Source organism: Albirhodobacter sp. R86504, assembly GCF_042466415.1.
Lineage (GTDB): Bacteria > Pseudomonadota > Alphaproteobacteria > Rhodobacterales > Rhodobacteraceae > Albirhodobacter.
On record NZ_JAXHCH010000002.1, the window covers coordinates 1,277,744 to 1,304,516 of the forward strand.

Genomic DNA, 26,773 nt, shown 5'->3' on the forward strand with positions numbered 1-26,773 from the left:
ACGTCCCGGGAGGGCGCATGACGGGGGCTGCCAAGCCCCGTTCAGATGGCGTCAAACATGCTGCGCCTTGTCCGTTTCCTTGTCCGTGACAGGGGCCGCCTGTGGGAAGATCAACTCGTATAACCATGTGAAGACAAAGGCGTATCCCATATAAAAGAGGGCAAACGCGATATCCATCATCAAGGCGTCAAGGATCGGGATTGCCAGCCACCACGCGAAAAACGGAAGCAGCATCAGAAGCAAGATGACCTCAAAAAGCACCGCATGGACGATCCGCAGCGGGACAGTTTTGCGCAAATCTCCCCGCCAACGTAGCATCGCTTTATCAAACAGGAGGTTGTAGGCGTAGTTCCAAAAGGTCGCGGCCGTTGCGCCGACGAGAACCACCACACCCATATCCGACATCGGATGTTTGAATAAAACCGCGAACAGCGGCGTCACAATGATCAACCCGAGAATTTCAAAACTTAAAGCCTGTCGGATACGGTCGGCGGTCGTGCGCATGGAATGTCTGGTCTTTCTGCCAAAGAGTCGTTGTTTTTACAGGCAAGCGAAACAATGATTTAACGATGCGGGAGCGTAGGCGACGAAATTGCCTGGCACAAGCAAAAGCCCCCGCCCGCGCGGCAATCCGCCACTGGAAACCAACGTAAAAACCGATTAAACCCTTTGCCGGAGGCTGCAGATTGCGGCTTGAGGAGGATGGATGCACAAAATCGCGCTACCCGAGCGCCCAAATTGGCGCGCGTATGCCAAAGAGGTCGGTTTTACCTTTGCTGATATGCACGGTGAGCCCTATTGGGATGAAAGCTCGGCATACGAATTCAGCCTTGAGCAAATCGAAACCGACCTTGAAGATCCCGCAACTGAATTGCACGACATGTGCCGTGAAGCGGTGGATCACATCGTCAAAAGCGAAGCCCTGCTCGACCGTTTGGCAATTCCCGATGCGCATCGCGATCTGGTTTTGGAAAGCTGGCAACGTCAGGACCCCGAAATCTACGGGCGGTTCGATTTCGCCTATGATGGGCGATCGCCCGCCAAGCTATTGGAATACAACGCTGATACGCCGACATCGCTCTATGAGAGCGCCGCATTTCAGTGGCAGTGGCTTGAAGATCAGGTCGGCGCGGGCGTCTTGCCGCACGGGTCGGATCAATTCAACGGCATTCACGAGGCGCTCGCCGCGCGGTTCCGCGCCGTGTTCGCCCCCAAAAGCCAGCTCCACTTTACCGCCGTTGCCGGAAATCCCGAGGATTACGGAACGGTCGAGGCTCTCGGTTGGGCCGCCCGCGAGGCTGGGCTGGGCGCGCATTATTGCGATCTTGAAAGCATCGCGATCAGCGATGAGGGGCAGTTCCTCGACGATAAAGACCGCGTCATGGGCGTTTTGTTCAAACTCTACCCGTGGGAAGATTTACTTCGGGATGATTATGCAAAATACATCCGGGATTCCAATTGCCTGATGCTTGAACCGGCATGGAAGGCTGTGGTGTCCAACAAGGGCCTGCTGCCGGTTTTGTGGCAGATGTTCGAGGGGCACCCGAACCTCCTGCCCGCGTTTTTCGAGGCCGATCTCGGCGGCGGAATGACGCAAGATGGGCCGGTCGCGCAAGATGTCGTGCAGTCGTTCTCTCGCGCCGAGGCCCAGCTCAACGCAGGCTACGTCCGCAAACCGATCTTGTCGCGCGAGGGCGCATCGGTGGATATCTTCAAGGACGGCGCCCTTCTGGAACAGGCCAAAAACTCCGAATATTCCGATTATCCGCGTGTTATCCAAGCCTATGCCCCCTTACCCGAATTCGACGGTTTCCGGCCCGTGATCGGCGCATGGATCGTGGGCGATAGCTGTGCGGGCATCGGGATCCGCGAGGACAAATCGCGGATCACGCAGGATCTGTCGCGTTTCAAACCGCACTACATCAAAGCCTAGCGATCAGGCCGTGAATTTCAAACGAACCACCCAACCACAAGGTAGAACCGTCATGACAAAACGCTCCAAACGGGTTGCGATCGCGATCCTCGGCGCCGCTGCTTTCACACTTGCGGGCTGCCAAGAGGAACAGGTGGATGCGCAAGCCTTTCCCGATCTGAAAAGCTGCACAGAGGCGGCTTCAAAGGGTGGGCTATTCTCCGTTGAGGATTGCCGCACGTCCTTCGCGGAGGCCGAAACCCTCCATGTCGAAGCCGCGCCGCGCTATGACAGTGTCGAAGTGTGCGAAGAACAGCATGGTGAGGGCGCATGCGGCACTGAAGCGGCCGCGCAGCAGGGCGGATCGGGCAGCATCTTCATGCCTTTGCTCGCAGGCTACCTGATCGGTAATATGCTCGGCGGGCGGAGCGGGATGGCGGGCGCGCAGCCCCTCTACAAGACGCCCGATGGTAAATTTACCAATGCCGCCCGCACCAGCACCTATTCGAGCAATAGCGGCGCGGCGAAACTGGGCGCGTCCCAGTTCACGCGCCCCGCTGCCACGGCAGGCAAAGCCCCCATGACGAAAGCCACGGCCGCCTCGCGCGGCGGATTCGGGAAGGCGGGCGGCACCCGCACCGGTTTTGGCGGTTAACCTCGCCCTGCGCGCGCCCGCTTGAGTTCACCGCGGCAAGCTGTCAGGACTAATACCATGCGTATTCTCGCCGTCCTCACCGTCAAGAATGAAGCGCCGTTCCTGATCGAATGGCTGGCGCATCATCGTGCGATCGGGTTCACGGATTTTCTCGTGTTCTCCAACGATTGCACGGATGGCACCGATGCGATGCTGGACCGGCTCCAAACATTGGGGTGGCTCACGCACATCCGCCAAAGTGGCCCGTTTGAGGAAGGCCCGCAGTGGTGCGCGTTGAAAGCGGCGGACAAGCACGATCTGGTGGCGCAAGCGGATTGGATTTTAGTCTGCGATATCGACGAATTCGTCAATATTCACGCCGGCGATGGTCGCCTGCCTGCGCTCTTTGAGGCCCTGCCCGACGCCACGGCGATTCCCCTGACATGGCGGCTTTTCGGGAATGCGGGCGTGATCGAGATGGCCGATACCCCCATCACCGCGCAGTTCACTCTCGCGGCGCCAAAGGAGATGGGTTGGCCATGGCGAGCGGCTTTGTTCAAAACGCTGTTTCGGAACGATGGGACATATCGCAAGCTCGGCGTCCATCGCCCCCGCTCGCCCGATCGGGATAAATTGGCCAATGCCCGTTGGTTTGACGGGTCAGGTCGCGCCCTCGACGGGCCATTCTTGACGTCGCGTATTTTCTCCGATTTCGGGCGGGACAACTACCAGATCGCACAGCTGAACCATTATGCCCTCGGCGCGATGCAAAGCTATATCCTCAAATGCGATCGCGGGCGGGCCAATCGGTCAGCCTCGACGTTCGATATGTCCTATTGGGTTGAACGGAATTTCTGCGCACAACAGGATACGACCATCCATCGCATGACCGAGTTGGCCGCCCCCCTTCGCGCCGAATTGAGGGGCGATCCGGTCTTGCGCGATCTCCACGCGGTCGCCGTGGACTGGCGGCGATCACGGTTCGAGGCGCTGATGTTGGAGGAGCCGTTCCGCGCATTATTCGGCCGCTTGCTACTGTGCCCGCCTTCGCAACCTCTGTCGCCCCATGCGGCACGACAGATGATGCAGTACGGCCTGCTAGCGCGCGCGGCGGATATCTAGACGGTTTGTGCGATGCGCCGCGCGATTGTCGTCGATCACGCAACACTGAACGCCCATCCGCGGGATTGATGCGAGATAAAAAGATAAATCTTAGGAATATCTTGTCGACTGCACATTTCTGCCCAGATTGGGGAAGATATAATTTCAAAATCAGCCATGCGAGCGGAGCTCTCCGCGGCACGTGACCTGACGAAGCCGACGGAGGACGACATGCCAATGACCAAGCCCGCCCCCAACGCCGCCGATGCTGCGCCGGAGCGTGACGCAAACGAATTGGCATGGTGGGATAGTTTGGAGCTGATCGGCGATGACGCCGGATATTACGAGCCCTTAGGCCAACGCCACGGCGCGTTTTTCTCTGATCAAGGCACAACCTTGCTCGTCACATTTGAGCGGGCGGAAGATATCCGTGGCACCAATCCCGATCAGTTGCCGATGGCTTTTGGCCTGACAAAACCGCACGGATGGTCGTCGCTCACCCTGATTTGCGACGGCGACACCTGGTTCCGCGATCCCGCGGTCTATGCCTATTTTGATCGCCTCGTAGATGATGCCTTCTTTGAGGATTTTGAGCGGGTCGTGTTTTACGGCGCGGGCGCTTGCGGGTATGCGGCGGCGGCATTTTCGGTCACCGCGCCGGGTGCGACGGTCATCGCCGTCCAACCGCAAGCAACCCTTGATCCGCAAATTGCGGGCTGGGATCAGCGTTTTCTCGATCAACGCCGCACGTCTTTCGCGGATCGCTATGGCTTCGCACCCGATATGCTAGAGGGAGCGGGGCAAGGTTTTGTCGTGTTCGACCCCTCGCAGACCATGGACGCGATGCATGCCGCGCTGTTCACGCGGCCCTACGTCACCAAATTATCTTGCCCGTATCTCGGACCGCGAATCGAACAGATCTTGACCGAGATGGATGTTTTGACACCCTGCCTTGAGGCAGCTTGCGCGGGCACGTTCGACGCGCTGACCTTTTGGAAGCTCTACCGCGCCCGCCGCAATGCCCCGCGATATTTGCGTGGTTTGACGGCCGTTCTCGACCAGAAAGGCCGCCCGCTTCTGGCGGCGATCTTATGCCGTAACGTTGTTGAGCGCCTGAACGGGCCCCGCTTCCGCAGTCGACTGGCGGAGTTGGAGGAACAGTTGGCCAAGGATGGACTCGTTTTGCCACCGCTTCGTGAAACGGCCTGACGCGCGGAGCTCGCCAAGACAACGCCATCCGAGACATCGCCCATAGTTATCATCGGCGCATGAAAAAGCGCGGCCGCCGAAGCGCCGCGCCTTTTTCATGTCTCATACGACCTAAAGCCGCTATCTTATCGATCAGATGTAAAACTGATCGCGGAAGACGTGGTAGACGATATCGTCACGCTTTACGCCGAGCTCTGCAAGCTTCTCGTCCGACAATGCGTTCAAACGCTCGATCTCGCGGGTGCGGCTGTGGCGCGTCATGTAGATATCGAGGCCGACAACGATTGCGCTTTTGAGGCTTGCCCAGAACGAATTGCCCGAAGCGGTATTGGAAGCTGTGTAGGATACGGATGCCATGTCAATCTCTCCAGATGAGGATGTTGGGTGGGGCTGTCTTTCCCCTGTTGAGATCAACATAGGACAGGATAGGTGACGTAACCACTGACAATGCCGCATTGCGGCTATGCATATTTTGCAGCGCAGCATTTAGGCAGTTTTAAAACTTTCACGATAAAGGGCGGCGACAGTTTCCTGCCCCGCCCCCAAACGCATCCGCCTCATTCGATGCACGCCAATCGGATCAATCGGCCGATCAGATCATCGCGCCCGCGCTATTAAACGGGTGCGATTAAACGGGTGCGATTAAACCCGAGAGATCAAACCCTGCCGATCCGCCCGCTTTTGTCAGCACGCATAGGCCCGCGCCCGGATCTGCAGCGCAGGCACCCCCGGCTCGACGCGCTCAAATACGACACGGTTGCCGCCCGAGCGCTTGGCTTCGTCCAGAACCTGATTGCGCGCATACCGCGTGCCCTGCCCTGCGAACGGCCCGTATAGCGGCGGTTCCACCGAGATATTCGTCAAAAAGCGGCATTGCGCGACCTCGTTGGCCTCCACCGCAACAACACCCGAGGCCGCCCGCAACCCCGGATCATTGCACGCAGACAGCCCGATAACCCCCGCCAGCATCATCGCCACATTCATTCGCATTGTCTTACCTGCCCGTTTTGCCCGCATGGTTGCGGCGCTTGGCACCTCATTGGGGGGCACAATCGCCCGCCCGCCGCGCCGCGCCGTTAGGCCCCATATTTGCAGCGCACCATCGCCCCGCGCAATGGCGCGATGCCGCGAGCGCGTCACGAGCGCGTGAAAGCCCTCATAAGACGATGCGGGACAAAGGGCGCATAAAGCAGGCCAGCGAGGGGCAAATTTACTGGAAAGGATCTGCGCGAGGGTGTAACCCATCTGCATGACCCAGATCACCATCCCCCGCCCCGATGATTGGCACCTGCACCTGCGCGATGGCGCGATGATGCAAGGTGTTTTGCCCGAAACCACGCGCCATTTCGCCCGCGCGATCATCATGCCAAACCTCGTCCCCCCGGTCGTGACGGCGGCGGATGCGATGGCGTACCGCGAGCGTATTTTGGCGGCCCTGCCCGAGGGCGCGCAGTTTGATCCGCTGATGGTGCTCTACCTGACGGAAGACACCGACCCCGCCGATGTCGCCGCCGCCCATGCCACGGGGCTGGTGAAGTCCGTCAAACTCTATCCGGCGGGCGCGACGACGAATTCCCACGGCGGCGTGCGCGACTTCGACAAAGTCCGCGCTGTGTTCGAGACAATGGCAGAGATCGGCATGCCGCTGTGCATGCACGGCGAAGTCACAACGCCGGAGGTTGATATCTTCGACCGCGAGGCGGTGTTTATCGAGACGATCCTCGATCCGATCCGCCGCAAAACGCCAGATCTGCGCGTGGTGATGGAACATATCACCACAAAACAAGGCGTCGACTATGCGCGATCGGGCGGGGACACTTTGGCCGCCACGATCACCACGCATCACCTGATCATCAACCGTAACCACATCCTCGTGGGCGGCATCAAACCGCATTATTATTGCCTGCCGGTGGCCAAGCGCGAAGAACACCGCCTTGCCCTCGTCGAGGCCGCGACCTCTGGCGATGCGCGTTTCTTCCTTGGCACCGATAGCGCCCCCCATGCCGATCACCTCAAAGAACATGCCTGCGGGTGCGCGGGATGTTTCACCGCGACGAACACGATGCAACTCCTCGCCCATGTGTTCGATGCGCAAGGCAAGCTCGATGAGCTCGCGAAATTTGCGTCGCAAAACGGCCCCGCGTTCTACCGCCTGCCTGAAAACACCGCGCAGATGACATTGGTGAAAACTGATGAAGCCGCGCAATGGCCCGACAAAATCATGACAGAGGCCGGCCCCGTGACCGTCTTCGACCCCGGCTTCCCCGTGTATTGGCACGTTCAACCCTGACTTTAAAAATCGCGCCCGCCTCACCCGCGCTGCCTTGATCACGAACGGCGACCGTGCTCAAGGCAAAGCGGGGCGCGCTCGGCCCTTGAGAAGGAAAAGACGATGATCCCCAGTTCCTACCCCACCCGCGACGAAATCGCCCGCCTCACCGCGCGGATGCTTTTGGAAATCAAAGCCGTGCATTTCAACGCGGCCGAGCCTTTCACACTGGCGTCCGGCCTGCCCTCGCCCACCTATATCGACTGCCGCAAGCTGATCTCCTACCCGCGCATCCGGTCGACCTTGATGGATTTCCTGTCGATCACCGTAATGCGCGACGCAGGGTTTGAGGCGTTCGACAATATTGCGGGCGGCGAAACAGCCGGCATCCCCTTCGCGGCAATGGTCGCGGAGCGCCTCGCCCTGCCGATGACCTATGTGCGCAAAAAGCCGAAAGGGTACGGGCGCAACGCACGGATTGAGGGCGCGATGAGCGAGGGCGAGCGCGTTTTGCTCGTTGAGGATCTCACGACAGATGGGGGATCGAAACTCTCCTTCGTCGACGCGATCCGCGAGACAGGCGCGACCTGCGCGCATACGGCGGTGATCTTCTACTACGGCATCTTCCCCGAAACCGTCCCGACGCTGGATAAACACGGCGTGCAACTGCATTATCTGTGCACGTGGTGGGATGTGCTGGCCGAGGCCCGCGCACAGGGAAGCTTTGACAAAGAGACGCTGGATGAGGTGGAGGTTTTCCTCACCAATCCCCGCCCGTGGCAAAACGCCCATAAGAAGGACTGATCCCCTCTCGGCGGATTTTTGAACATGCGGCGCGATGCAGGTCGCGCCGCATGTTTTTTTGTGGATAACACTGTGGGCGGCATGTGGGCAAATGTGAACGGGAATCGCCTACACGGCGGTTTTCACACAACCGCCCACCTGATAAAGTGGGCAAATGCACACAAGCTACCAAAGGTAGTAGGGCGGCAACGGACCAAAGGCGCGTTATCCACATAGTTATCCCGATAGCCTTTTCCCCTCTCGATCAGGTAAGACTGCCGCTACGACGCATGACAGACCGCTCGCCAAACGGCGACGCCGAACCGCGCAGGACAAGCGCAGGACCCATAAAGGCAGATACCGCATGGACGACCATATGACGCCCGATTCCCGCCACCAAGACGCGCAAGATTCCGGCGGCGCGATGACGCCCGTGCGGACAGCCATGGGTGACATCACGCCCCCCGTCACAATGTCGATGGACGCCGTGCCGTGCAATATCGAGGCCGAACAGCAACTTCTGGGCGCCTTGCTGACCAACAATGACATCTACGATCGCATCGCCGCCACGGTAAAGGCGGATCACTTCTACGAGCCGGTGCACAAACGGATTTTCGAGACAGCAGTGGCGAAAATCCAGAAGAACATGCTCGCGTCCCCCGTCACGTTGAAGACCTATCTTGAGGAGGATGAGGGCCTGCGCGAATTGGGCGGGCCTGCGTATCTCGCGCGGCTTGCGGGTGCGGCGATCTCTGCGCACGCGGCAAAAGATTACGCACAGATGATCCATGATATGGCGCTGCGCCGGTCGCTGATCGAGCTGGGCCTCGATATTGCGTCAGAGGCCAAAACCTTCGATGTCGCCTATGCCCCCGACGAGATGATCGTGAAGGCGGAATCGCGCCTCTATGAAATGGTCGAGACGGGCAAAACCGAAAAAGGCTTCGTGTCATTCCTCACCGCAGTGACCGAGGCTGTCGTTAACGCAAATGCCGCCTATCAACGTGATGGTGGGCTGGCAGGCGTTTCTACGGGCTTGAAAGACCTCGATAAAAAGCTCGGCGGGCTACATCCCTCCGACCTTTTGATCCTCGCCGGTCGCCCCTCGATGGGGAAGACGACCCTGGCGACCAATATCGCCTTCAACATTGCCAAAGCCTATAAAAAGGGCCTTCGTCCCGATGGCTCGGAAGGCGCGATCGAGGGCGGGGTTGTCGGCTTCTTCTCGCTGGAGATGTCCTCGGAACAATTGGCGGCGCGGGTTCTGTCCGAGGCGTCCGAGGTGCCCTCCGAGCAAATCCGGCGCGGCGACATGACCGAGGCCGAATTCCGCCGCTTTGTTGAGGCCGCCAAAACATTGGAAACCTGCCCGCTTTACATCGACGACACGCCCGCGCTGCCGATCAGTCAGGTCGCTGCACGGTGTCGCCGCCTCAAACGGACGCATGGGCTGGATGTTGTGATGGTCGACTACTTGCAGCTTTTGCGCGGCTCGGGGCGCGGCGATAACCGCGTGCAAGAGATCGGCGAAATCTCGATGGGGCTCAAGGCCATCGCGAAAGAGCTGCAAATTCCCGTCGTGGCGCTTTCGCAGCTGTCGCGGAATGTGGAAAGCCGCGAAGACAAACGCCCCCAACTCTCCGATCTTCGGGAATCGGGATCGATTGAGCAAGACGCCGATGTCGTGATGTTCGTCTACCGGGACGAATATTATAAGGAGCGCGAAAAGCCGGGGGATCACGAACTGGATAAAATGGCGACGTGGCAGCAGGTCATGGAGCAGGTCCACGGCAAGGCGGAGGTCATCATCGGCAAGCAACGTCACGGCCCGATCGGCACGGTCGAGCTGGCGTTTGAGGGCCGCTTCACGCGCTTCTCGGATCTGGTGAAACCTTGGCAAGGCGACGGCAGCGACGGCTTCTAACGCCGCTGGCTTTTACACGCCTTAAAAAAGCGCACGGAAAGATTGCACGGAAAGATCAATGGCGCGCGCCCTCACGTCGCGCGCCCTAGTCTAAGCATCTTGAAAGCCACAAGCGCCCCGCCCGATCAAACGCGACCGGTCGCCCCCTTCCATGGCAATCTCGGCATATCCGGCGATCCGCCTGCGTCCCGCCGCTCATTTTTGGCCCGCGGCACCAACGAGACCTGCCCAAGCACAAAGCCTCCTCCGCGCGATCACTTCCCCGCAAGTTTCCGCCTTTGCCCCTGCTCGACCGCGTATTTCTCTTGACGCCGCGCGCGTGGCTGTCAAAACGACCGCTATGGCTACTTCATCGCTCCGTATTGATCTCGACGCTGTCCTCGCCAATTGGCGTGCCTTGGACGCATGTTCCTCACGCTCCACCCAAACCGGCGCGGTCGTTAAGGCCAACGCTTACGGTCTGGGGGCTGACCGCGTTGCGCTCGCGCTTGCGCGGGCGGGGGTCCGAAAGTTTTTCGTCGCCGCCACAGAAGAAGGCGCGCAGCTGCGCCAAACGCTCGGTGACGGCGTTGATATCCATGTGTTCTCCGGCCATATGGCGGGCGATACCGATATGATCAACGATCTGCGTCTCATTCCGATGCTGAACTCGCTTGATCAGGTCACGCGCCATTTTGAAGCGCTGCAAAATGCGCCTTTCGGGATCCAGCTCAACAGCGGGATGAACCGGCTCGGGATGGGTTTGCCCGAATGGGAGGCTGTCGCACCCCTGATTTTAAGCGCCAATCCGCGCTTGATCATGAGCCACCTCGCCTGTGCCGATGACCCCGATCACGATATGAACCGCCAGCAATTGGATGCGTTCAAATATATGACCGACGGCTTGGGATTCCCGCGCTCGCTCTCGGCCACGGGCGGCATTTTGCTCGGCCCCGAATACCATTTCGACGTAACCCGCCCCGGCATCGGCCTCTACGGCGGTCTACCGTTTGAGGAGGCCCGCCCTGTCGTGCAGCTTAGCTTGCCGGTAATCCAGACCAATCAGGTTTCCGCAGGCGAAACGGTCGGCTATTCAAACACATGGGAAGCCGAGATCGACAGCCGCACCGCAACCGTCGCCGCAGGCTATGCCGACGGGATCACGCGGCACCTATCGTCAAAAGGCACGCTCTGGGCGGGCGATATTCCCTGCCCGATTGTTGGTCGCGTGTCGATGGATCTCATCACGGTCGACATCACGCATCTCGACGAGGTTCCCAAATCGCTCGATTTGTTGGGGCCGCATCAGGGCGTCGATGATCTGGCCGATGTCACCGGCACAATCGGATATGAGGTTCTGACCTCACTGGGCCAGCGTTACGCGCGCCACTATCAAGGCGGACTTCCCACCGATCCGCGCAGCAATGGAGTTTCGGGCGCATGAGCAGCTCGCAAGGGTCAAAACCAGCCGGGTTGATCTCCGGCTTTTTGGCGGGGATTGGCCGTCCCGTCTTGGGCGGTTTGGCGGCCACGGGCCGTTTTGCCAAATTCGCAGGCGAAACCGTGTCGCATATCGTCCGTCCGCCGTTTTACGGGCGTGAGTTCTTCGCGGCCTGCGTCCAGATCGGTTGGCTCTCGCTCCCCGTCGTTGGCCTGACATCCTTCTTCACAGGCGCGGCTTTGGCGTTGCAAATCTACGCGGGGGGCGCGCGCTTCTCGGCGGAATCCGTTGTGCCGTCGATCGTGGCCATCGGCATGGCACGCGAACTTGGGCCCGTTTTGGGCGGCTTGATGGTTGCGGCGCGCGTGGCGTCGTCCATCGCGGCTGAAATCGGCACGATGAAAGTTACCGAGCAGATCGACGCGCTGACAACTTTGTCGACCAATCCGATCAAATACCTGACCGTGCCGCGTGTTCTGGCGGCGACCGTGACCGTTCCTGTGCTCGTCGCGGTGGGGGACACCATCGGGATCATGGGCGGCTGGCTTATCGGCGTGAACCGCCTCGATTTCAACTCCGCCGCTTACCTGAAGACAACCTATGACTTCTTGGAGGCATGGGATGTTGGCTCCGGCCTCGTTAAAGGCGCGGTCTTTGGTTTCATTATCGCCCTAATGGGCTGCTACGCCGGAATGAATTCGGGTCGCGGCGCACAAGGTGTTGGCCGCGCAACGAAATCCGCTGTGGTTGCGGCATCGGTGATGATCTTGGCCGCAAACTACCTGCTGACAGAGGTGTTCTTCTCCGCATGATCGAGCTTTCCGGCGTTCAAAAGACATTCGGCTCCAACTCCGTTTTGCGCGGCGTTGATCTAACCATTCCCAAGGGCACATCGATGGTCATCATCGGGGGCTCCGGCACGGGGAAGTCGGTTTTGCTGAAATGCATCCTTGGCCTTGTCACGCCCGACCACGGCGTGATCAAGGTGGCGGGCGAGGACGTCACCAAAGTCTCGCGCGAGGCGTTTTTGGCAAAATTCGGGATGCTGTTCCAAGGTGGTGCGCTGTTTGACAGCCTGTCGATTTGGCAAAATGTTGCGTTCCGTCTCATGCGCGGCCCCAAGAAGCTCCCCAAAGAGCAAGCCCGCGAGATTGCCATTGAAAAGCTGCGCCGTGTCGGGCTTGGCCCGCAAGTGGCCGATCAGTTTCCAGCAGAGCTCTCGGGCGGCATGCAAAAGCGCGTGAGCTTGGCCCGCGCCATCGCCGCGGAACCTGAAATCATCTTCTTCGATGAGCCCACAACGGGCCTCGATCCGATCATGTCGGGCGTGATCAACGAGCTAATCCGCGAGATTGTTTCCGAGATGGGCGCAACCGCGATGACCATCACCCACGATATGTCCTCCGTTCGCGCAATTTCCGACAATGTCGCGATGTTGCACGCAGGGAAAGTCCGCTGGACGGGCCCGATAGCGGATTTAGACACAACTTCAGACCCTTACATCCAACAATTCATCCACGGTCGTGCCGAAGGCCCGATCGAGGCCCTGCGCTAACCCCACTCGCTCATGTGGCCTTTGGGCGCTTTTATGGTGTGAAACAGAGTGTTTCCGCACAACTTCCTTGCATTTAGGGTGAATAGGCGGGACCCTGCCTATACCGTTCTGGGGGATGGTTTCATGAGTGATTTGAATAAAGCGTTTCGCGATACGCCTGTGCGGTCGCATGAGTTTAGGGCTTATTGGGAGGCATTCCATCAGAGCATCGGCCCCCTTCTCGCGGTTGCGGTGGCGTGTTTTGCCTTGGTGACCTGTGGTTCGGTTGCGCTTGCGCTGCTCGGCCTCGCGCCATGGCTGGAGGTTGACGCAAGCTTTGGCGGCACGACGATCGAGCACGCTGGCATCTGGCTGCAATCCATTTTCGCGGCGCTCACGCTGCTGATCGCCCTCTATCTCCCGACGCATGCGCGCGTGGCGCGCTTGGAAAAATCGCATCGCTCGTTCCAGATTGGCATGGAAGATGTCGCGCGCGCTTACCGGCTGGCCCATGAGGAAGATCGCAAAGGCGCCTTCACCTTGTCGGGTGAATTTGATGCCATGCGCGAGCGGCTCAACCACATGCGCCGCCATCCGGATCTGGCCGCGCTGGAGGCGGAGTTACTGGAACTCGCCGCCCAAATGAGCCTGCAATCGCGCGATCTCGCGAAAATCTATTCGGACGAAAAGGTTGCCCGCGCGAAGGCGTTTCTGGCCCAACGCCAGCAAGAAGCCCAAGCCACCGAGGACAAAATCCGCATCGCCCGATATGCCTGCGATGAAATCCGCAATTGGCTCACCGATGTTGAGGCAGATGAGCGCCGACTCTCCTCGCAGTTTCAAATGCTTGAACGGGATCTGAAGTCGGTCTTGCCATCGCTCGGCTACGAGTTGGAAGACCCGCGCGAGGCGAATGTGGTGCAATTGACCAAGCCAACAAAGTGATCCATCCCTAAGCCACGCATCCCCCCCGCTGGCCTCAGGAGGTTCCCAATGCCGCAGTTTCTCACAAGGCTTCCCATTGATCGTGGGTCTCTGACGGTGCTGCGCGGGCTCAACCTCATGCTGCTGCTGGCTTTTCCCGTCGCATGGGCGGCGCCTTTGCTGCGTGCGGGCCTGCTGCCCTTTTTTGATCTCGATGCGATTTCGGTTTTGTCGGGCGTGGGCGCAGTTTGGCAGGCCGATCCCTTCCTCGCACTGGTCATCGCCCTATTCGCGTTAGTCGCGCCGATCGCTAAAATCCTTGCACTTGAGATGGTGCTCAGCGGGCGCCGCTCGACGAAGCTCTTGCCCGCGATCTCCCTGATCGGGCGTCTCGCCATGGCCGATATCTTCCTGATCGCGCTTTATATTGTTGTCGCGAAAGGTGCGGGCGTCGGGCGGGTCGAGACGGGATGGGGCCTTTATCTTTTCACGGGCTGCGTGCTCGCCTCCCTGTCCCTCTCGCGCGTCGCCAAACGCGCGATGGCCCCGCGGTAGGGCCGGATCTCGTCAGGAAGCCCCTTGACGTTCCCCTCTTGTTCTTACACAAAGCATCATGGCAAAATCACCTACCTCAGCATTTACCTGTTCCGCTTGCGGCGCCGCCCATAAAAAATGGAGCGGCAAATGCGATGCCTGCGGGGAATGGAACTCCATCGTCGAGGAAAAGCCGCTTTCGGCGGGTCCTGGTTCAAAATCGCTCGGCGCGCATAAGGGCAAGCGCATCGCGCTCTCGTCGCTGGCGCATGAGGAAGCCCCGCCGCCCCGCACCCTATCGGGTATGCCCGAGTTGGACCGCGTCTTGGGCGGAGGTCTGGTGGCGGCGTCGGCGATTTTGGTTGGCGGCGATCCGGGCATCGGGAAATCAACGCTTTTACTGCAAGCGGCCGCGAGCTTTGCGCGCAGCGGGCTGAAATCTATGTATATTTCCGGCGAGGAGGCCTCTGCGCAGGTGCGCATGCGCGCCCAACGCCTTGGGCTTGCAGATGCGCCTGTGATGCTCGGCGCGGAGACGAACCTGCGCGATATCCTGACCACGCTGGAGGCGGAAAGCCCGGATCTGGTGATCATCGATTCGATCCAAACGATGTGGGCTGATATGGTGGAGGCCGCCCCCGGCTCGGTCTCGCAGGTGCGGACCTGTGCACATGAATTGGTGACTTTTGCGAAAACGCGCGGGACGGCAGTCGTCTTGGTTGGGCATGTGACCAAAGAGGGCCAGATCGCAGGGCCGCGCGTGGTCGAGCATATGGTCGATACGGTCCTTTATTTCGAGGGCGAGCGGGGGCATCAGTTCCGCATCCTGCGCGCGGTGAAAAACCGGTTTGGGCCCGCCTCCGAGATTGGCGTGTTCGAAATGACGGGCGGTGGCTTGTCGGAGGTTGCGAACCCTTCCGCACTTTTCTTGTCGGAACGTGCGCAGCCCCAGCCCGGCTCCGCCGTCTTTGCGGGCATTGAGGGTACCCGGCCTGTCTTGACAGAAATCCAGGCTCTCGTCGCGCCCTCCACCCTCTCCTCTCCGCGCCGCACAGTCGTCGGCCTCGACTCGGGCCGTGTCTCGACGATCCTCGCGGTTTTGGAATCGCGGTGCGGCATCCCCTTTACGGGCCTCGATGTCTTTTTGAACGTCGCCGGAGGGATGCGCGTTTTGGAGCCCGCCGCCGATCTCGCCCTCGCCGCCGCACTCCTTTCCGCCCGAGAAGATGTCGCTTTGCCGCGCGAGATGGTCATTTTCGGGGAAATTTCGCTCTCAGGGGCGCTTAGACCCGTGGGACAGGCGGAAAACAGGTTGAAAGAAGCGGAAAAACTTGGTTTCTCACGGGCAATCGCGCCCGATGGCACAAAAGCCGAAGGCGGACCGGGAATGGGCATTACCAAATTGCCCGATCTCGTGACTTTTGTTGGGGATATGTTCGGCGCGGGGTGATCCGTGTTGTGCGGCCCCGTCTCGGGGAGAGATACGCATGGACGGCTTCACCATTATCGACGCGATTGTCGCAGGGGTCATCGTGATCTCCGCGATTCTCGCCTACAGCCGCGGTTTCGTGCGCGAAGCACTCTCGATCTTGGGCTGGGTTGCGGCGGCAATTGTCGGCTTTGTGTTCGCAGATGCGGCGCGCCCATTGATTGCGCAGATCCCAGTGATCAACAAAGTGATCGGCGATAGCTGCGAATTGGGAACCATTGGCGGATTTGCTGCAGTGTTTGCAATCGCGCTCGTGATTGCGGGCCTCATCACCCCGCTGTTTTCATCGATCATTTCGCGCTCCGCGCTCTCGGCGATCGATCAGGGATTGGGGTTCTTGTTCGGTGTCGTGCGCGGTGTTTTGATCATCGCGGTGGCTTTTGCACTCTACGATCAGGTGATTGGCGCCAATTCTGTCGAGATGGTGGATGCGTCGCGTTCGGCCAAAGTATTTTCCCGCGTGGGCGACCGCGTTGAGGGCACCATGCCAGACGACGCACCGGGCTGGATCGTCGCGCGTTACGAGCAGTTGATTTCGCAATGCGAAGCTCCGGCAACGCCCGTATCAGCCCCCGCTAGCGCAAACTAACGCGCAGGGGCCCGCGTCCGATACATAACCTTGTTAAAGCCGCGACCTCGGGTTGCGGCTTTTCTCGTTTGGGCGCTCTGGGAGGGCGCCTCGCAGTTCACAGTTTGAGATGAATGACGAATTGATGACGAATTGGGTCTGACAGGGCGTGACACTGCGCCGCGCATCCGGTAAACGGGCGCCATATCCTCAAGCCCTAGGAGAGCCGCCGATGACGTCGTGCTTGCACTCGCAGCCCAAGTTTCTGTCGCATCCATTCGATGACGATAAACTCAAGGAAGAATGTGGTGTGTTCGGCGTGATCGGCGTTGCCGATGCGGCCAACTTCGTCGCCCTCGGGATGCACGCGTTGCAGCACCGCGGCCAAGAAGCGGGCGGCATCATCGTCCATGACGCGGAAAAAGGGTTCAACTCGGCCCACCGCTTCGGCTATGTGCGCGACAATTTCACCAAAGCCTCCCTGATGGAGACCCTGCCCGGCTCGCTCGCCATCGGGCATGTGCGCTATTCCACCGCAGGGTCCAAAGCGGCCGCGATCCGCGATGTGCAGCCCTTCTTCGGGGAATTCTCGATGGGCGGCGCGGCGATCGCGCATAACGGCAACCTGACCAATGCCGATGCGCTTCGGCGGGAACTGATTGAACGCGGTGCGATTTTCCAATCCAGCTCGGATTCGGAATGTATCATTCACCTCATGGCCAGCTCGATCCAAAAGGCCCACGCCAAGCGGATCGCGGATGCGCTACGCCGTGTTGAGGGGGCGTTCTCCGTGGTCGCCATGACCCGCACCAAACTCATTGGCGTGCGCGACCCGTTGGGCGTGCGCCCGCTCGTGCTTGGCCGGATCGGCGAGACCGGTTACGTGCTGTCGTCCGAGACCTGCGGCCTTGATATTATCGGTGCGCAATTCGTGCGCGAGATCGAACCGGGCGAGATGGTCGTGATTCAGGATGGCGTGGTCGAGACATCGCGCCCCTTCGGCCCTTCCAAAGGCCGTTTCTGCATCTTTGAGCATGTTTATTTCTCGCGGCCAGATAGCCTGATCGGCGGCCGCTCGGTCTATGAGACGCGTCACCAGATCGGTGTCGAACTCGCCCGCGAGGCGCCTATCGAGGCGGATCTTGTCTGCCCCGTCCCCGACTCAGGCACCCCGGCCGCCATCGGATTTAGCCAAGAATTGGGTATCCCCTTCGCCCTTGGCATCACCCGCAACCAATACATGGGCCGCACCTTTATCGAGCCGACCGAGCACATCCGCAACATGGGTGTGCGCCTCAAGCTCAACGTGAACCGCGCGCTGATCAAAGGGAAACGGGTCATTCTTGTCGACGACTCGGTTGTGCGCGGCACGACATCGCGCAAGATCAAGGATATGATTTTGGACGCCGGCGCGGCGGAGGTTCACTTCCGCATTGCCTCTCCGCCCACGTCCTGGCCTTGCTTCTACGGCGTCGATACACCCAACCGCGATAAGCTTCTTGCGGCGAATATGACCGAGGAAGAGATGCGCGCGTGGATTGGCGTCGACAGCCTGAAGTTCATCTCGCTCGATGGGCTTTACCGCGCCGCGGGCGAATCCGGTGGCCGGAACAATGCCTGCCCGCAGTATTGCGATGCCTGCTTCTCGGGAGAATACCCGATCGCGCCGCAAGATCAGATCGACAAAGGGTTCGAGATGAAAGCTGCCGAATAAGGCGCCGCACGGCGAAGATGATAAGCAAAACGCGCGCCAATCCGGCGCGCGTTTTGTTTTATCATGTCATGTTCGCGTCAGGCGTCAGTCGATCTCATCGAGTTTTTGCGCTATCGCCTCGGCCCGTGCCGCCAATTCGGCCATCGTGTCATTCACATGCGGCGGGATCACCGCAACTTCGACAACCGCCGGATTGGCGCGCGCCTCCTCCAAGGCGGCCTCGGCGGCCTGCGCCCGCGCTTCGGCAGCGCGCAACGAATCCTCAAGCCCGGCGGTTTTATCGGCCAGCATCAAGCCGGACATCAAAAGCATCCGCGCTTCGGGAATCCGACCGATCGACCCGATCAAGACCTGCGCCTCGTTATCGAGCATCTGACTTGCCGAGCGCAGGAAATGCTCCTCGCCCTCTTGGCATGCGACTTCGAAATCGCGCCCGCCGATGGTGATTTTCAACTCAGGCATCGGTCGCCTCCTCATAATCGGTCACGGGGGCAGTTGCATCATCTTGCGCAAGCGGACCAAGTGCTGCGATCAATTCAGCCAACTCGATGGCCTCGGCCGCGCGCGCCGCACGCAACGCCTCCAGCTCGGCTTGCATCGATAGATTTACCAGATGCGGCTCAACCGCCCCCGCCGCCGCCACAAGCGCCGCGTTTTGATCGATAAGATCCGCATTTGCGCGCTTTAACCGAGCAATTTCGGATGTAGCTGATTCCGCAAGGCGCGTTGCTTTGCCCAGCTTACGCTCTAACGCGGCCTCGGTTTCCTCGTGCTTTTCGCGGATCATACGGACCCGTTCGGACAATTGCTGGTTGGCCGCGCGTTCGCTCTCGAAGGCCGCGCGAAGCGTCTCGACGCTTTCACCCGATTGCGTGTCGGCGCCTTCGCCCGACTCGTCCGCATAGGCCCGCGCAATTGGCGCCGCCTCCGCGACCGCATCCACGCCGGACGATTGTGTCGCCCATGTCTGTTGGGCCACAATCGTTTGCGCCGCCTCGGCGTTTTGCGCCTGCAACGTTTCCAATCCATACGCGATGCGGCTCAGCGCCTCGCTAATCCGCCGTTCATATTCGGCAATCTCGTTCATTCTGCCTGCCTCCGGTTCAGCCGGTTGCGTTTGAGGGCCGCGAATCGTGCCTGCCCCGCCTATCTTGCGCCAGTTTACGCATTTCCCCCTCGGTGCGCCCGCCTTTTCGATCAACCACTTGGGTGGCGCGCTTGATCTTAGGCGAGAGCCTGTTATCAGAGAGCAAGCATCGACAAAAGTCACCGCCTAACCGCGGTAGATCACCTAAAAGCTCAGAAAGAGGAAGAGCCCCTTGGAAATCGCTACGCTCCGTGCCCAGCACCCCCAACATTGGAAGCTCGCATCTGCAATTCGCGCCCTCGCGATGGATGCTGTGCAAGCCGCGAATTCCGGCCACCCGGGCATGCCCATGGGCATGGCCGATGTGGCAACGGTTTTGTTCCGCAACCACCTCAAGTTCGATGCCGCTGCGCCGAAATGGGCGGATCGGGATCGTTTCATCCTCTCGGCGGGCCACGGCTCGATGCTGATCTATGCCCTGCTCTATCTTGTGGGTGACAAGCAGATCACACTCGATCAGATCAAGAACTTCCGCCAGTCGGGCGCGCTGACTGCGGGCCATCCGGAAAACTTCCTCGTCGACGCGATCGAGACCACAACCGGGCCGCTCGGCCAAGGGATCGCGAACGCTGTTGGCTTCGCTATGGCCGAGCAGTCGCTGCAGGCGCGCTTTGGCAAACGTGTTGTGGATCACCGCACTTGGGTCATCTGCGGCGATGGTTGCTTGATGGAAGGCATCAGCCAAGAGGCGATCGGGCTTGCTGGAATGCAGGAATTGTCCAACCTCGTTGTGTTGTGGGACAATAACGACATCACAATCGATGGCCGCGTATCGGTCGCCGATAAAACCGACCAGCGCGCTCGCCTTGCGGCGTCGGGTTGGACGGTGTTGCATTGTGATGGCCACGATCCGGATGATATCGACCGCGCGTTGACCGAGGCGAAAAAGGCCAAGGGTCCGGTTTTGGTCGATTGCAAAACCATCATCGGTTTTGGGTCGCCCAATAAAGCCGACAGCTATTCCGCGCATGGCTCGCCTCTGGGCGACGGCGAAATCTCCGCAACAAAAGAGATTTACGGCTGGGAGCACGGCGCGTTCGACATCCCTGCGGATGTGAAATCGGAATGGGAGGCCATCGGCGCCCGCGGCGCAGCCGCCCGTATCGCATGGGAAGCCCGCCTCGCGACCCTGTCGGCCACCAAACAAGCCGAATTCGACCGTCAAATGACGGGCACCGCGCCTAAGAAACTCGCGCAAGCAATTCGTGCCTTCAAAAAAGAGCAAACCGAAGCCGCACCCAAGGTTGCAACTCGCAAAGCGTCCGAAATGGTTTTGGGCGCGGTGAATGGCGCGGTGCCCGAGACCTTGGGCGGTTCGGCTGATCTTACCGGCTCGAACCTCACCAAAACCAAAGACATGGGCGTATTCAACGCCGAAAACCGCGCAGGCCGTTACATCCACTACGGCATCCGCGAACACGCGATGGCGGCAGCGATGAACGGGATGTGGCTGCACGGCGGCGTTCGCCCTTACGGCGGCACATTCTTCTGCTTCACGGATTATGCCCGCGGCGCGATGCGTCTCTCTGCGCTGATGGAAGTGCCGACGGTTTACGTCATGACGCACGATTCCATCGGCCTTGGCGAAGATGGCCCAACCCACCAGCCGGTTGAGCATCTCGCGATTTGTCGTGCAACGCCAAACACTTGGACGTTCCGCCCAGCAGATATCATCGAGACTGCCGAGGCATGGGAACTCGCCATGACGACGGAAACGACGCCGTCCGTCCTTGCGCTGTCGCGTCAGAACCTGCCGTTGCTGCGCACCAAGTTCACCGCACAAAATCTCACCGCAAAAGGCGGCTATGTGCTGCAAGAGGCGGATGGCAAGCGTCAGGTGATCTTGATGGCGACGGGCTCGGAAGTGGAAATCGCGATGAAAGCGCGCGATCTGCTGCAAGCGCAGGCGATCGGGACACGTGTCGTGTCGATGCCGTGCATGGAGCTGTTCTCCGCCCAAGACGAAGCCTATCGCCGCAAGGTTCTGCCTGCTGGTGCGGTTCGGGTTGCGGTCGAGGCGGCCGTTCGCCAGCCGTGGGATCGTTTCTTGATGGGCGAACGCGGCTCGGAGAAGAAATCGGCCTTCGTGGGCATGGATGATTTCGGCGCCTCCGCCCCCGCCAATGAGCTGTACGAGCGGTTTGGCATTACGCCGGAAGCGATTGTTGAAAAAGTCAAAGCTCTGCTTTGATCGTCTCTGCGGCCCTGCCCGCCTGACCTGAATGATCGGCCCCGTCGTGATTGACGGGGCCGTTTCTTTTCCGCGAGCCAATCGGCCGAGGCTTGAGATTACGCCCCCGCGCGCTTATTTGTGAGGGAGCAAAAGGACCGCACGTGACCAAACCCACCCCTGAAGCCCCACAAGATACCACCAAGGCGGCGGCGAAGACGCAGGCTGCGCACGCGCCGGAGTTTTCCGCCCGTGAATATGCGATTAACATCGTTTTGCGCGGGGTTGTGGAGGGTGCAAAGCTTCTCCCTTGGCGGACGCGATTGAAGGCCGTCGGTTGGTTCACCAGCCGCGTGATCGCCCCTGTTGCGGGATGGGATAAACGCGTGCGCGACAACCTCGCGATGATCTATCCCGACATGCCCGAGGCAGAGGTCCGATCGATGATGCGTGTCGTTCCCGCGAACGCGGGGCGGACCCTGATCGAAATCTATTCCGGTAAAGAGTTCAAAGCCCGCGCTGCCAAGGCCGAGATCACAGGCGAAGGCTGGCCGATTTTGCAAGAGGCCGTCGCGCGCGGCCAAGGGGTCATTCTCGTCTCCGGCCATTTCGGAAATTACGATATCCCGCGCGCGGTTCTCGACGCCCGCGGGTTTAAAGTCGGCGGCCTGTATCGCCCGATGAGCAATCGCTATTTCAACGCGCATTACACACGCGCGATCGCCGAGATTTCCGAACCGGTTATCCCTGCGGATGATCGAAAAGGCTTGGCGGATATGATCCGTTTCCTGCGCAAAGGTGGGATCTTGGGCATGTTGATCGACGTGCATTCGTCGAAATATTCAGAATTCAGCTTCTTCGGCCGCCCCGCGCGCACAGCGACATCGGCGGCGGATATGGCGTTGAAATACGGGCTTCTTCTTGTGCCGATGTATGGCCGCAGGCTCGATGATGACGGGCATTATACGCTCCATGTGGAGCCCCCCGTCCCCCATAGCACGCCGGAGGAGATGACACAGATCCTCAACGACAGCTTGGAGCAGCAAGTGCGCGCGCATCCCGAGCAGTGGTTCTGGATTCATCGGCGGTGGAAAAACCGAAAATCTCCGGTGGCAGCAGACACCTGACATAAAAACGGCGCGAGAAATCGCGCCGCTGTCAAACCGATCCCCCATTCCGAGGCTATTATTGCAACCGGATCGCCGCTTTGATGGCACCGGGCATGGGCTTTTTGCGGCCCGTTATGGCCTCTTGCACGATCAAGATTGCAGGGCTGTTTCCATCGAGCGTGACGTTCATCCCCATTGGTTTGGCGCCATCCCATTCGGCAACCGCATGCCACGCGGTCACGACATTGGCGTAATCCATGACCTTACCCGCATTCTCGCCGCGTAGAATTTCCACTTGGCTATCAGGGACATAACGAACGATCTGAACAATCGCCCCGTTTTGCAACGGTGGCTCGGCGCTCATCTCAACACGGAATCCCGTGTCATCGCGGCCCAGCCGCATCTTTACCTGCCCCAGTTCGGCCTGCGCCGCGCGAATGACAGCATCAACCGACTCGGCGCTCGGACCGGTGATTTCGGTCTCGCCCGCGATGATCATCTGCGGTGTGTAGATTGTGCGATCACCGCGCAGACGCGCGTAATTTTTCTGGCGGGCTGTAAATTCGGGCATGGCGAACGGATCTTTCCAGCCCAAATAATCCCAATAATCGACATGCAGCGCGAGTGGGAAAACATCGCGGCGCTCGGCCAGAATTTCCATCAACGCATCGGCAGGTGGGCAAGCCGCGCATCCTTGCGAGGTGTAGAGCTCCAACAGCACGCCGGACTCCACCGGTTGTGTCGGGATCAGGGCTGGGTCTGCGGGATCTTGCGCGGAGAGCGCCGCATCGAGTGCGCGCAGCAATTCTCCGACTTCGGCCGCGGCAACCTCACGCACGCCACTCGGGCCCATCAACTCACGGATCGCGGGCGACGGGCCGCTGTCTTGGGCCATTTGACCGGTGGCCGCGCCCAACGGGGCGGCATCTGGCGAAATAATACGCGGAACCTGGACCATCGGCGCGCCAGCAAACCCGCCCGCACTCGGCGCAGGGCGCGCTCCGCCCCCCCCCGCGGCTTGGGCCATACCGGCCGTCGGCGCGAGCAAAACCGCCAACGCCAAAACCACAGGTGCCAAAACCTGCACACCGCCAATTTTGCCAAAGCCAATCGTCCCGACGCGCGCCTGACCCGTTCTCTCCTTGAGGGGGGAGAAGGTGTTCGCGCGGATGGAATCGGCTGTGGCGGAAGCTTGCATGTATCGGTCTCACTGCTCGGGTTAGAGTTTCCTAACCCTCACCATGCCGCTTTACCAATCAAGGTTTTGCGAGCCAGTGTTACACGCGCCACTGAGCATGGCCAAAATGTCACAGATGGCAGCGATTGACGATCCGCCCGCCAACGGCGGCGCGCTCGGCCCCTAAACTGCAAAAAATAAATCCGAGTATTTCAGTGGCAACGCGCTCAGTGTCGCCTCACGCCACCTACGCCGCGACTTCGCAGGCGGTTTCGATCAAAAACAGTATACATTTGCATACAAATGCCAATCTCCCCCCTTGAACGACTCCTCCCGATCAGGCAAAAGCATGGCAGCGACACCCCTATCATGCCAAAGGGAGGCTCCCCCCAATGACTATCGTCACAGGTAAAGACAGTGCCAAGACCCGCCGTTCGCTAACGGTTGGTGGCAAATCCATCGCTTATTATTCGATTCCCGCCGCGCAAGACGCCGGTCTGGGCGATTTCACGAAGCTTCCCGCTTCGTTGAAAGTTGTGCTGGAGAACATGCTCCGGTTTGAGGATGACGGCTTCACCGTCTCCGTCGACGATATCAAAGCATTTGCTGATTGGGCGAAACAAGGCGGCAAGAACCCGCGCGAAATCGCCTACCGCCCTGCCCGCGTCTTGATGCAGGATTTCACCGGCGTTCCCGCCGTTGTTGACTTGGCTGCTATGCGCGACGGCATCAAATCTCTCGGCGGTGACGCCAAAAAGATCAACCCGCTGGTGCCGGTCGACCTCGTGATCGACCACTCGGTGATGATCGACGAATTCGGCAATCCGCGCGCATTCCAAAAGAACGTTGATCTCGAATACGAGCGCAACATGGAACGCTACCAGTTCCTGAAATGGGGCCAAGGTGCCTTCAACAACTTCCGCGTTGTGCCGCCAGGCACCGGCATCTGCCATCAGGTGAACGTCGAATATCTCGCACAAACAGTCTGGACCGACACGGATCAGAACGGCGAAGAAGTCGCCTATCCTGATACGCTTGTTGGCACCGACAGCCACACAACCATGGTCAACGGCCTCGCCGTTCTGGGTTGGGGCGTCGGCGGCATTGAGGCCGAGGCCGCAATGCTTGGTCAGCCGATCTCGATGCTGATTCCGGAAGTCGTGGGCTTCAAGCTCACCGGCGAACTGATGGAAGGCACCACCGGCACCGATCTCGTGCTTAAAGTGGTCGAAATGCTGCGCAAACACGGCGTTGTTGGCAAATTCGTCGAATTCTACGGCGAAGGCCTCGATTCCCTGCCAATCGCACAGCGCTCCACCATCGCCAACATGGCACCGGAATATGGCGCGACTTGCGGCTTCTTCCCGATCGATAACGAGACCCTGCGCTACCTGCGTCAAACCGGCCGCGACGAAGATCGCATCGCGCTGGTGGAAGCATACGCGAAGGAAAACGGCTTCTGGCGCGGCGCGGATTACGCACCCGTCTACTCGTCGCAACTCGAACTCGACATGGCAACGATCGTTCCGGCGATCTCGGGCCCCAAGCGCCCGCAAGATTTCGTTGCTCTCACGGCGGCAAAATCGGCCTTCGCAAAAGAGATGACCGAGACATTCAAGCGCGAGCTGTCCAAATCGGTTCCGGTCAAAGGCGAAAACTACGAGATGACCTCGGGCAAAGTCGTGATCGCATCGATCACCTCCTGCACGAACACCTCGAACCCCTATGTGATGATCGGCGCCGGCCTCGTTGCCCGCAAGGCGCGCGAACTTGGCCTTGATCGCAAGCCTTGGGTCAAAACATCGCTCGCACCCGGCAGCCAAGTTGTGTCGGAATATCTAGAGGCCGCTGGCCTGCAAGAGGATCTCGACGCGATCGGCTTCAACCTTGTTGGGTACGGCTGCACGACCTGTATCGGTAACTCGGGCCCGCTTCAGCCGGAAATCTCGGCCGCGATCAATGAGGGCGACCTTGTTGCAACGGCTGTGCTCTCGGGCAACCGCAATTTTGAGGGCCGGATCTCGCCGGACGTTCGCGCCAACTACCTCGCATCGCCCCCGCTCGTCGTGGCCTATGCTTTGGCCGGTGATATGAACATCGACATCACCACCGAACCTTTGGGCATCGGCAAGGATGGTCAGCCCGTCTACCTCAAGGACGTTTGGCCAACCAATGCGGAAATCGCGGAACTCGTTGAGAGAACCGTGACCCGTGAGGCGTTCTTGTCGAAATACGCTGACGTGTTTAAAGGCGACGAAAAGTGGCAAGCCGTGGAGACCTCGGATGAGGAAACCTACGACTGGCCCGCAACATCGACCTACATCCAGAACCCGCCTTACTTCCGTGGTATGTCGCAAGAAGCTGGCACGATCTCCAACGTGCGCGACGCGCGCGTTCTGGCGATTTTGGGCGACATGATCACAACCGACCACATCTCGCCGGCAGGGTCGTTCAAACCGACGACGCCAGCAGGGAAATACCTCGCAGAGCGTCAGGTTGCGCCGAAAGATTTCAACTCCTACGGCTCGCGCCGCGGGAACCACGAAGTCATGATGCGCGGCACCTTCGCCAACATCCGGATCAAGAACGAGATGCTGGACGGCGTTGAGGGCGGCTATACCAAGGGCCCGGATGGCGCCGAAACATCGATCTATGATGCGGCCATGGCATATGAGGCCGATGGCACCCCGCTCGTGATCTTTGGCGGCAAAGAATACGGTGCAGGCTCCTCGCGTGACTGGGCGGCGAAGGGCACCAACCTGCTCGGCGTTAAGGCTGTGATCGCGGAGAGCTTCGAGCGCATCCACCGTTCCAACCTGATCGGGATGGGCGTTGTTCCGTTCGAATTCACCGGTGGCGACACCCGCAAATCGCTTGGTTTGACGGGCGATGAAGTGGTGACGATTGAGGGCTTGGAAGGCGATATCGTTCCGCTGTCGATCGTGCCGTGCCACATCACGTTCAAAGACGGCACCACCAAAACAATCGAACTCAAATCGCGGATAGATACCGCGGTCGAGATCGAATATTTGGAAAATGGTGGCGTGCTGCATTACGTGCTGCGGAACCTCGCTAAGTCGTAATCAACGACCTCAACTGAACGAGAAAGGCCCCGTCCTCGCGACGGGGCCTTTTGTTTATCGGCGGGCCTTATG

24 protein-coding genes are annotated in these 26,773 nt (G+C 59.8%); 18 read left to right on the forward strand and 6 right to left on the reverse strand.

Annotated features, from left to right (window positions below):
* Nucleotides 1-51: 51 nt before the first annotated feature.
* Nucleotides 52-504, reverse strand: coding sequence for a PACE efflux transporter (locus SJY32_RS08165; protein ID WP_376873712.1), 453 nt, complete (start codon nucleotides 502-504; stop codon nucleotides 52-54).
* Nucleotides 505-706: 202 nt separating this feature from the next.
* Here SJY32_RS08165 and SJY32_RS08170 point away from each other — a divergent pair, with 202 nt between their 5' ends.
* The 4 genes from SJY32_RS08170 (at nucleotide 707) to SJY32_RS08185 (ending at nucleotide 4,856) form a co-directional block, all read left to right on the forward strand.
* Entirely contained in the window at nucleotides 707-1,933 is a 1,227-nt protein-coding gene (locus tag SJY32_RS08170) for a glutathionylspermidine synthase family protein (RefSeq protein WP_376873714.1), read from the forward strand.
* A gap of 52 nt (nucleotides 1,934-1,985) precedes the next feature.
* On the forward strand, nucleotides 1,986-2,567 hold the full coding sequence (locus SJY32_RS08175; RefSeq protein WP_376873716.1) for a DUF1190 domain-containing protein: 582 nt from the start codon (nucleotides 1,986-1,988) through the stop codon (nucleotides 2,565-2,567).
* Between the two features lie 57 nt (nucleotides 2,568-2,624).
* Nucleotides 2,625-3,668 carry a glycosyltransferase family 2 protein gene (locus SJY32_RS08180; protein ID WP_376873718.1) on the forward strand — a complete coding sequence of 348 codons (1,044 nt, stop codon included), beginning with the start codon at nucleotides 2,625-2,627 and terminating at the stop codon, nucleotides 3,666-3,668.
* A 210-nt stretch (nucleotides 3,669-3,878) separates the two neighbouring features.
* Nucleotides 3,879-4,856 carry a phosphoadenosine phosphosulfate reductase gene (locus SJY32_RS08185; RefSeq protein ID WP_376873720.1) on the forward strand — a complete coding sequence of 326 codons (978 nt, stop codon included), beginning with the start codon at nucleotides 3,879-3,881 and terminating at the stop codon, nucleotides 4,854-4,856.
* Between the two features lie 132 nt (nucleotides 4,857-4,988).
* On the opposite strand, the gene SJY32_RS08190 is transcribed toward SJY32_RS08185, so the two are convergent.
* Complete coding sequence (locus SJY32_RS08190; RefSeq protein ID WP_376873722.1) at nucleotides 4,989-5,213, reverse strand: hypothetical protein; 225 nt, start codon at nucleotides 5,211-5,213, stop codon at nucleotides 4,989-4,991.
* 327 nt (nucleotides 5,214-5,540) lie between these two features.
* Complete coding sequence (locus tag SJY32_RS08195) at nucleotides 5,541-6,122, reverse strand: hypothetical protein (protein ID WP_376873724.1); 582 nt, start codon at nucleotides 6,120-6,122, stop codon at nucleotides 5,541-5,543.
* Here SJY32_RS08195 and pyrC point away from each other — a divergent pair.
* The 11 genes from pyrC (at nucleotide 6,106) to purF (ending at nucleotide 18,015) form a co-directional block, all read left to right on the forward strand.
* Nucleotides 6,106-7,146, forward strand: coding sequence for a dihydroorotase (gene pyrC, locus SJY32_RS08200; RefSeq protein ID WP_376873726.1), 1,041 nt, complete (start codon nucleotides 6,106-6,108; stop codon nucleotides 7,144-7,146). The genes SJY32_RS08195 and pyrC overlap by 17 nt on opposite strands.
* A 102-nt stretch (nucleotides 7,147-7,248) precedes the next feature.
* The gene (locus SJY32_RS08205) at nucleotides 7,249-7,929 is read left to right on the forward strand and encodes an orotate phosphoribosyltransferase (RefSeq protein ID WP_376873728.1); all 681 of its coding nucleotides are present in this window, start codon (nucleotides 7,249-7,251) and stop codon (nucleotides 7,927-7,929) included.
* A 424-nt stretch (nucleotides 7,930-8,353) separates the two neighbouring features.
* Nucleotides 8,354-9,832, forward strand: coding sequence for a replicative DNA helicase (locus SJY32_RS08210; RefSeq protein WP_376877644.1), 1,479 nt, complete (start codon nucleotides 8,354-8,356; stop codon nucleotides 9,830-9,832).
* A 340-nt stretch (nucleotides 9,833-10,172) separates the two neighbouring features.
* Nucleotides 10,173-11,255 carry an alanine racemase gene (alr, locus tag SJY32_RS08215; RefSeq protein ID WP_376873730.1) on the forward strand — a complete coding sequence of 361 codons (1,083 nt, stop codon included), beginning with the start codon at nucleotides 10,173-10,175 and terminating at the stop codon, nucleotides 11,253-11,255.
* Complete coding sequence (locus SJY32_RS08220) at nucleotides 11,252-12,064, forward strand: MlaE family ABC transporter permease (protein ID WP_376873732.1); 813 nt, start codon at nucleotides 11,252-11,254, stop codon at nucleotides 12,062-12,064. Before alr ends, SJY32_RS08220 begins: the two co-directional genes overlap by 4 nt.
* Entirely contained in the window at nucleotides 12,061-12,807 is a 747-nt protein-coding gene (locus SJY32_RS08225) for an ABC transporter ATP-binding protein (protein WP_376873734.1), read from the forward strand. The genes SJY32_RS08220 and SJY32_RS08225 overlap by 4 nt, the downstream gene beginning before the upstream one ends.
* A 123-nt stretch (nucleotides 12,808-12,930) precedes the next feature.
* Nucleotides 12,931-13,731 carry a DNA repair protein gene (locus SJY32_RS08230; RefSeq protein ID WP_376873736.1) on the forward strand — a complete coding sequence of 267 codons (801 nt, stop codon included), beginning with the start codon at nucleotides 12,931-12,933 and terminating at the stop codon, nucleotides 13,729-13,731.
* Nucleotides 13,732-13,779: 48 nt separating this feature from the next.
* Nucleotides 13,780-14,265, forward strand: a complete 486-nt coding sequence (locus SJY32_RS08235) for a paraquat-inducible protein A (RefSeq protein ID WP_376873738.1) — start codon at nucleotides 13,780-13,782, stop codon at nucleotides 14,263-14,265.
* Nucleotides 14,266-14,323: 58 nt separating this feature from the next.
* Nucleotides 14,324-15,694 carry a DNA repair protein RadA gene (gene radA / locus SJY32_RS08240; RefSeq protein WP_376873740.1) on the forward strand — a complete coding sequence of 457 codons (1,371 nt, stop codon included), beginning with the start codon at nucleotides 14,324-14,326 and terminating at the stop codon, nucleotides 15,692-15,694.
* Between the two features lie 37 nt (nucleotides 15,695-15,731).
* Nucleotides 15,732-16,322: a CvpA family protein gene (locus SJY32_RS08245; RefSeq protein WP_376873742.1), complete on the forward strand. Its 591-nt coding sequence runs from the start codon at nucleotides 15,732-15,734 to the stop codon at nucleotides 16,320-16,322.
* A 211-nt stretch (nucleotides 16,323-16,533) separates the two neighbouring features.
* Complete coding sequence (gene purF, locus SJY32_RS08250; protein ID WP_376873744.1) at nucleotides 16,534-18,015, forward strand: amidophosphoribosyltransferase; 1,482 nt, start codon at nucleotides 16,534-16,536, stop codon at nucleotides 18,013-18,015.
* Between the two features lie 84 nt (nucleotides 18,016-18,099).
* On the opposite strand, the gene SJY32_RS08255 is transcribed toward purF, so the two are convergent.
* Both SJY32_RS08255 and SJY32_RS08260 read right to left on the reverse strand, forming a co-directional pair.
* Entirely contained in the window at nucleotides 18,100-18,477 is a 378-nt protein-coding gene (locus tag SJY32_RS08255) for a cell division protein ZapA (RefSeq protein ID WP_376873746.1), read from the reverse strand.
* Nucleotides 18,470-19,102, reverse strand: coding sequence for a hypothetical protein (locus SJY32_RS08260; RefSeq protein ID WP_376873748.1), 633 nt, complete (start codon nucleotides 19,100-19,102; stop codon nucleotides 18,470-18,472). Before SJY32_RS08260 ends, SJY32_RS08255 begins: the two co-directional genes overlap by 8 nt.
* 232 nt (nucleotides 19,103-19,334) lie before the next feature.
* Here SJY32_RS08260 and tkt point away from each other — a divergent pair, with 232 nt between their 5' ends.
* A complete protein-coding gene (tkt, locus tag SJY32_RS08265) occupies nucleotides 19,335-21,353 on the forward strand; it encodes a transketolase (RefSeq protein WP_376873750.1) in 2,019 nt (672 codons plus the stop codon).
* Between the two features lie 143 nt (nucleotides 21,354-21,496).
* Complete coding sequence (locus tag SJY32_RS08270) at nucleotides 21,497-22,459, forward strand: lysophospholipid acyltransferase family protein (RefSeq protein ID WP_376873752.1); 963 nt, start codon at nucleotides 21,497-21,499, stop codon at nucleotides 22,457-22,459.
* Between the two features lie 58 nt (nucleotides 22,460-22,517).
* On the opposite strand, the gene SJY32_RS08275 is transcribed toward SJY32_RS08270, so the two are convergent.
* Nucleotides 22,518-23,639: a DUF1223 domain-containing protein gene (locus SJY32_RS08275; protein WP_376873754.1), complete on the reverse strand. Its 1,122-nt coding sequence runs from the start codon at nucleotides 23,637-23,639 to the stop codon at nucleotides 22,518-22,520.
* Nucleotides 23,640-24,010: 371 nt separating this feature from the next.
* Between SJY32_RS08275 and acnA the strand changes: the two genes are divergently transcribed.
* Nucleotides 24,011-26,701 carry an aconitate hydratase AcnA gene (gene acnA, locus SJY32_RS08280; protein ID WP_376873756.1) on the forward strand — a complete coding sequence of 897 codons (2,691 nt, stop codon included), beginning with the start codon at nucleotides 24,011-24,013 and terminating at the stop codon, nucleotides 26,699-26,701.
* Nucleotides 26,702-26,773 lie beyond the last annotated feature (72 nt).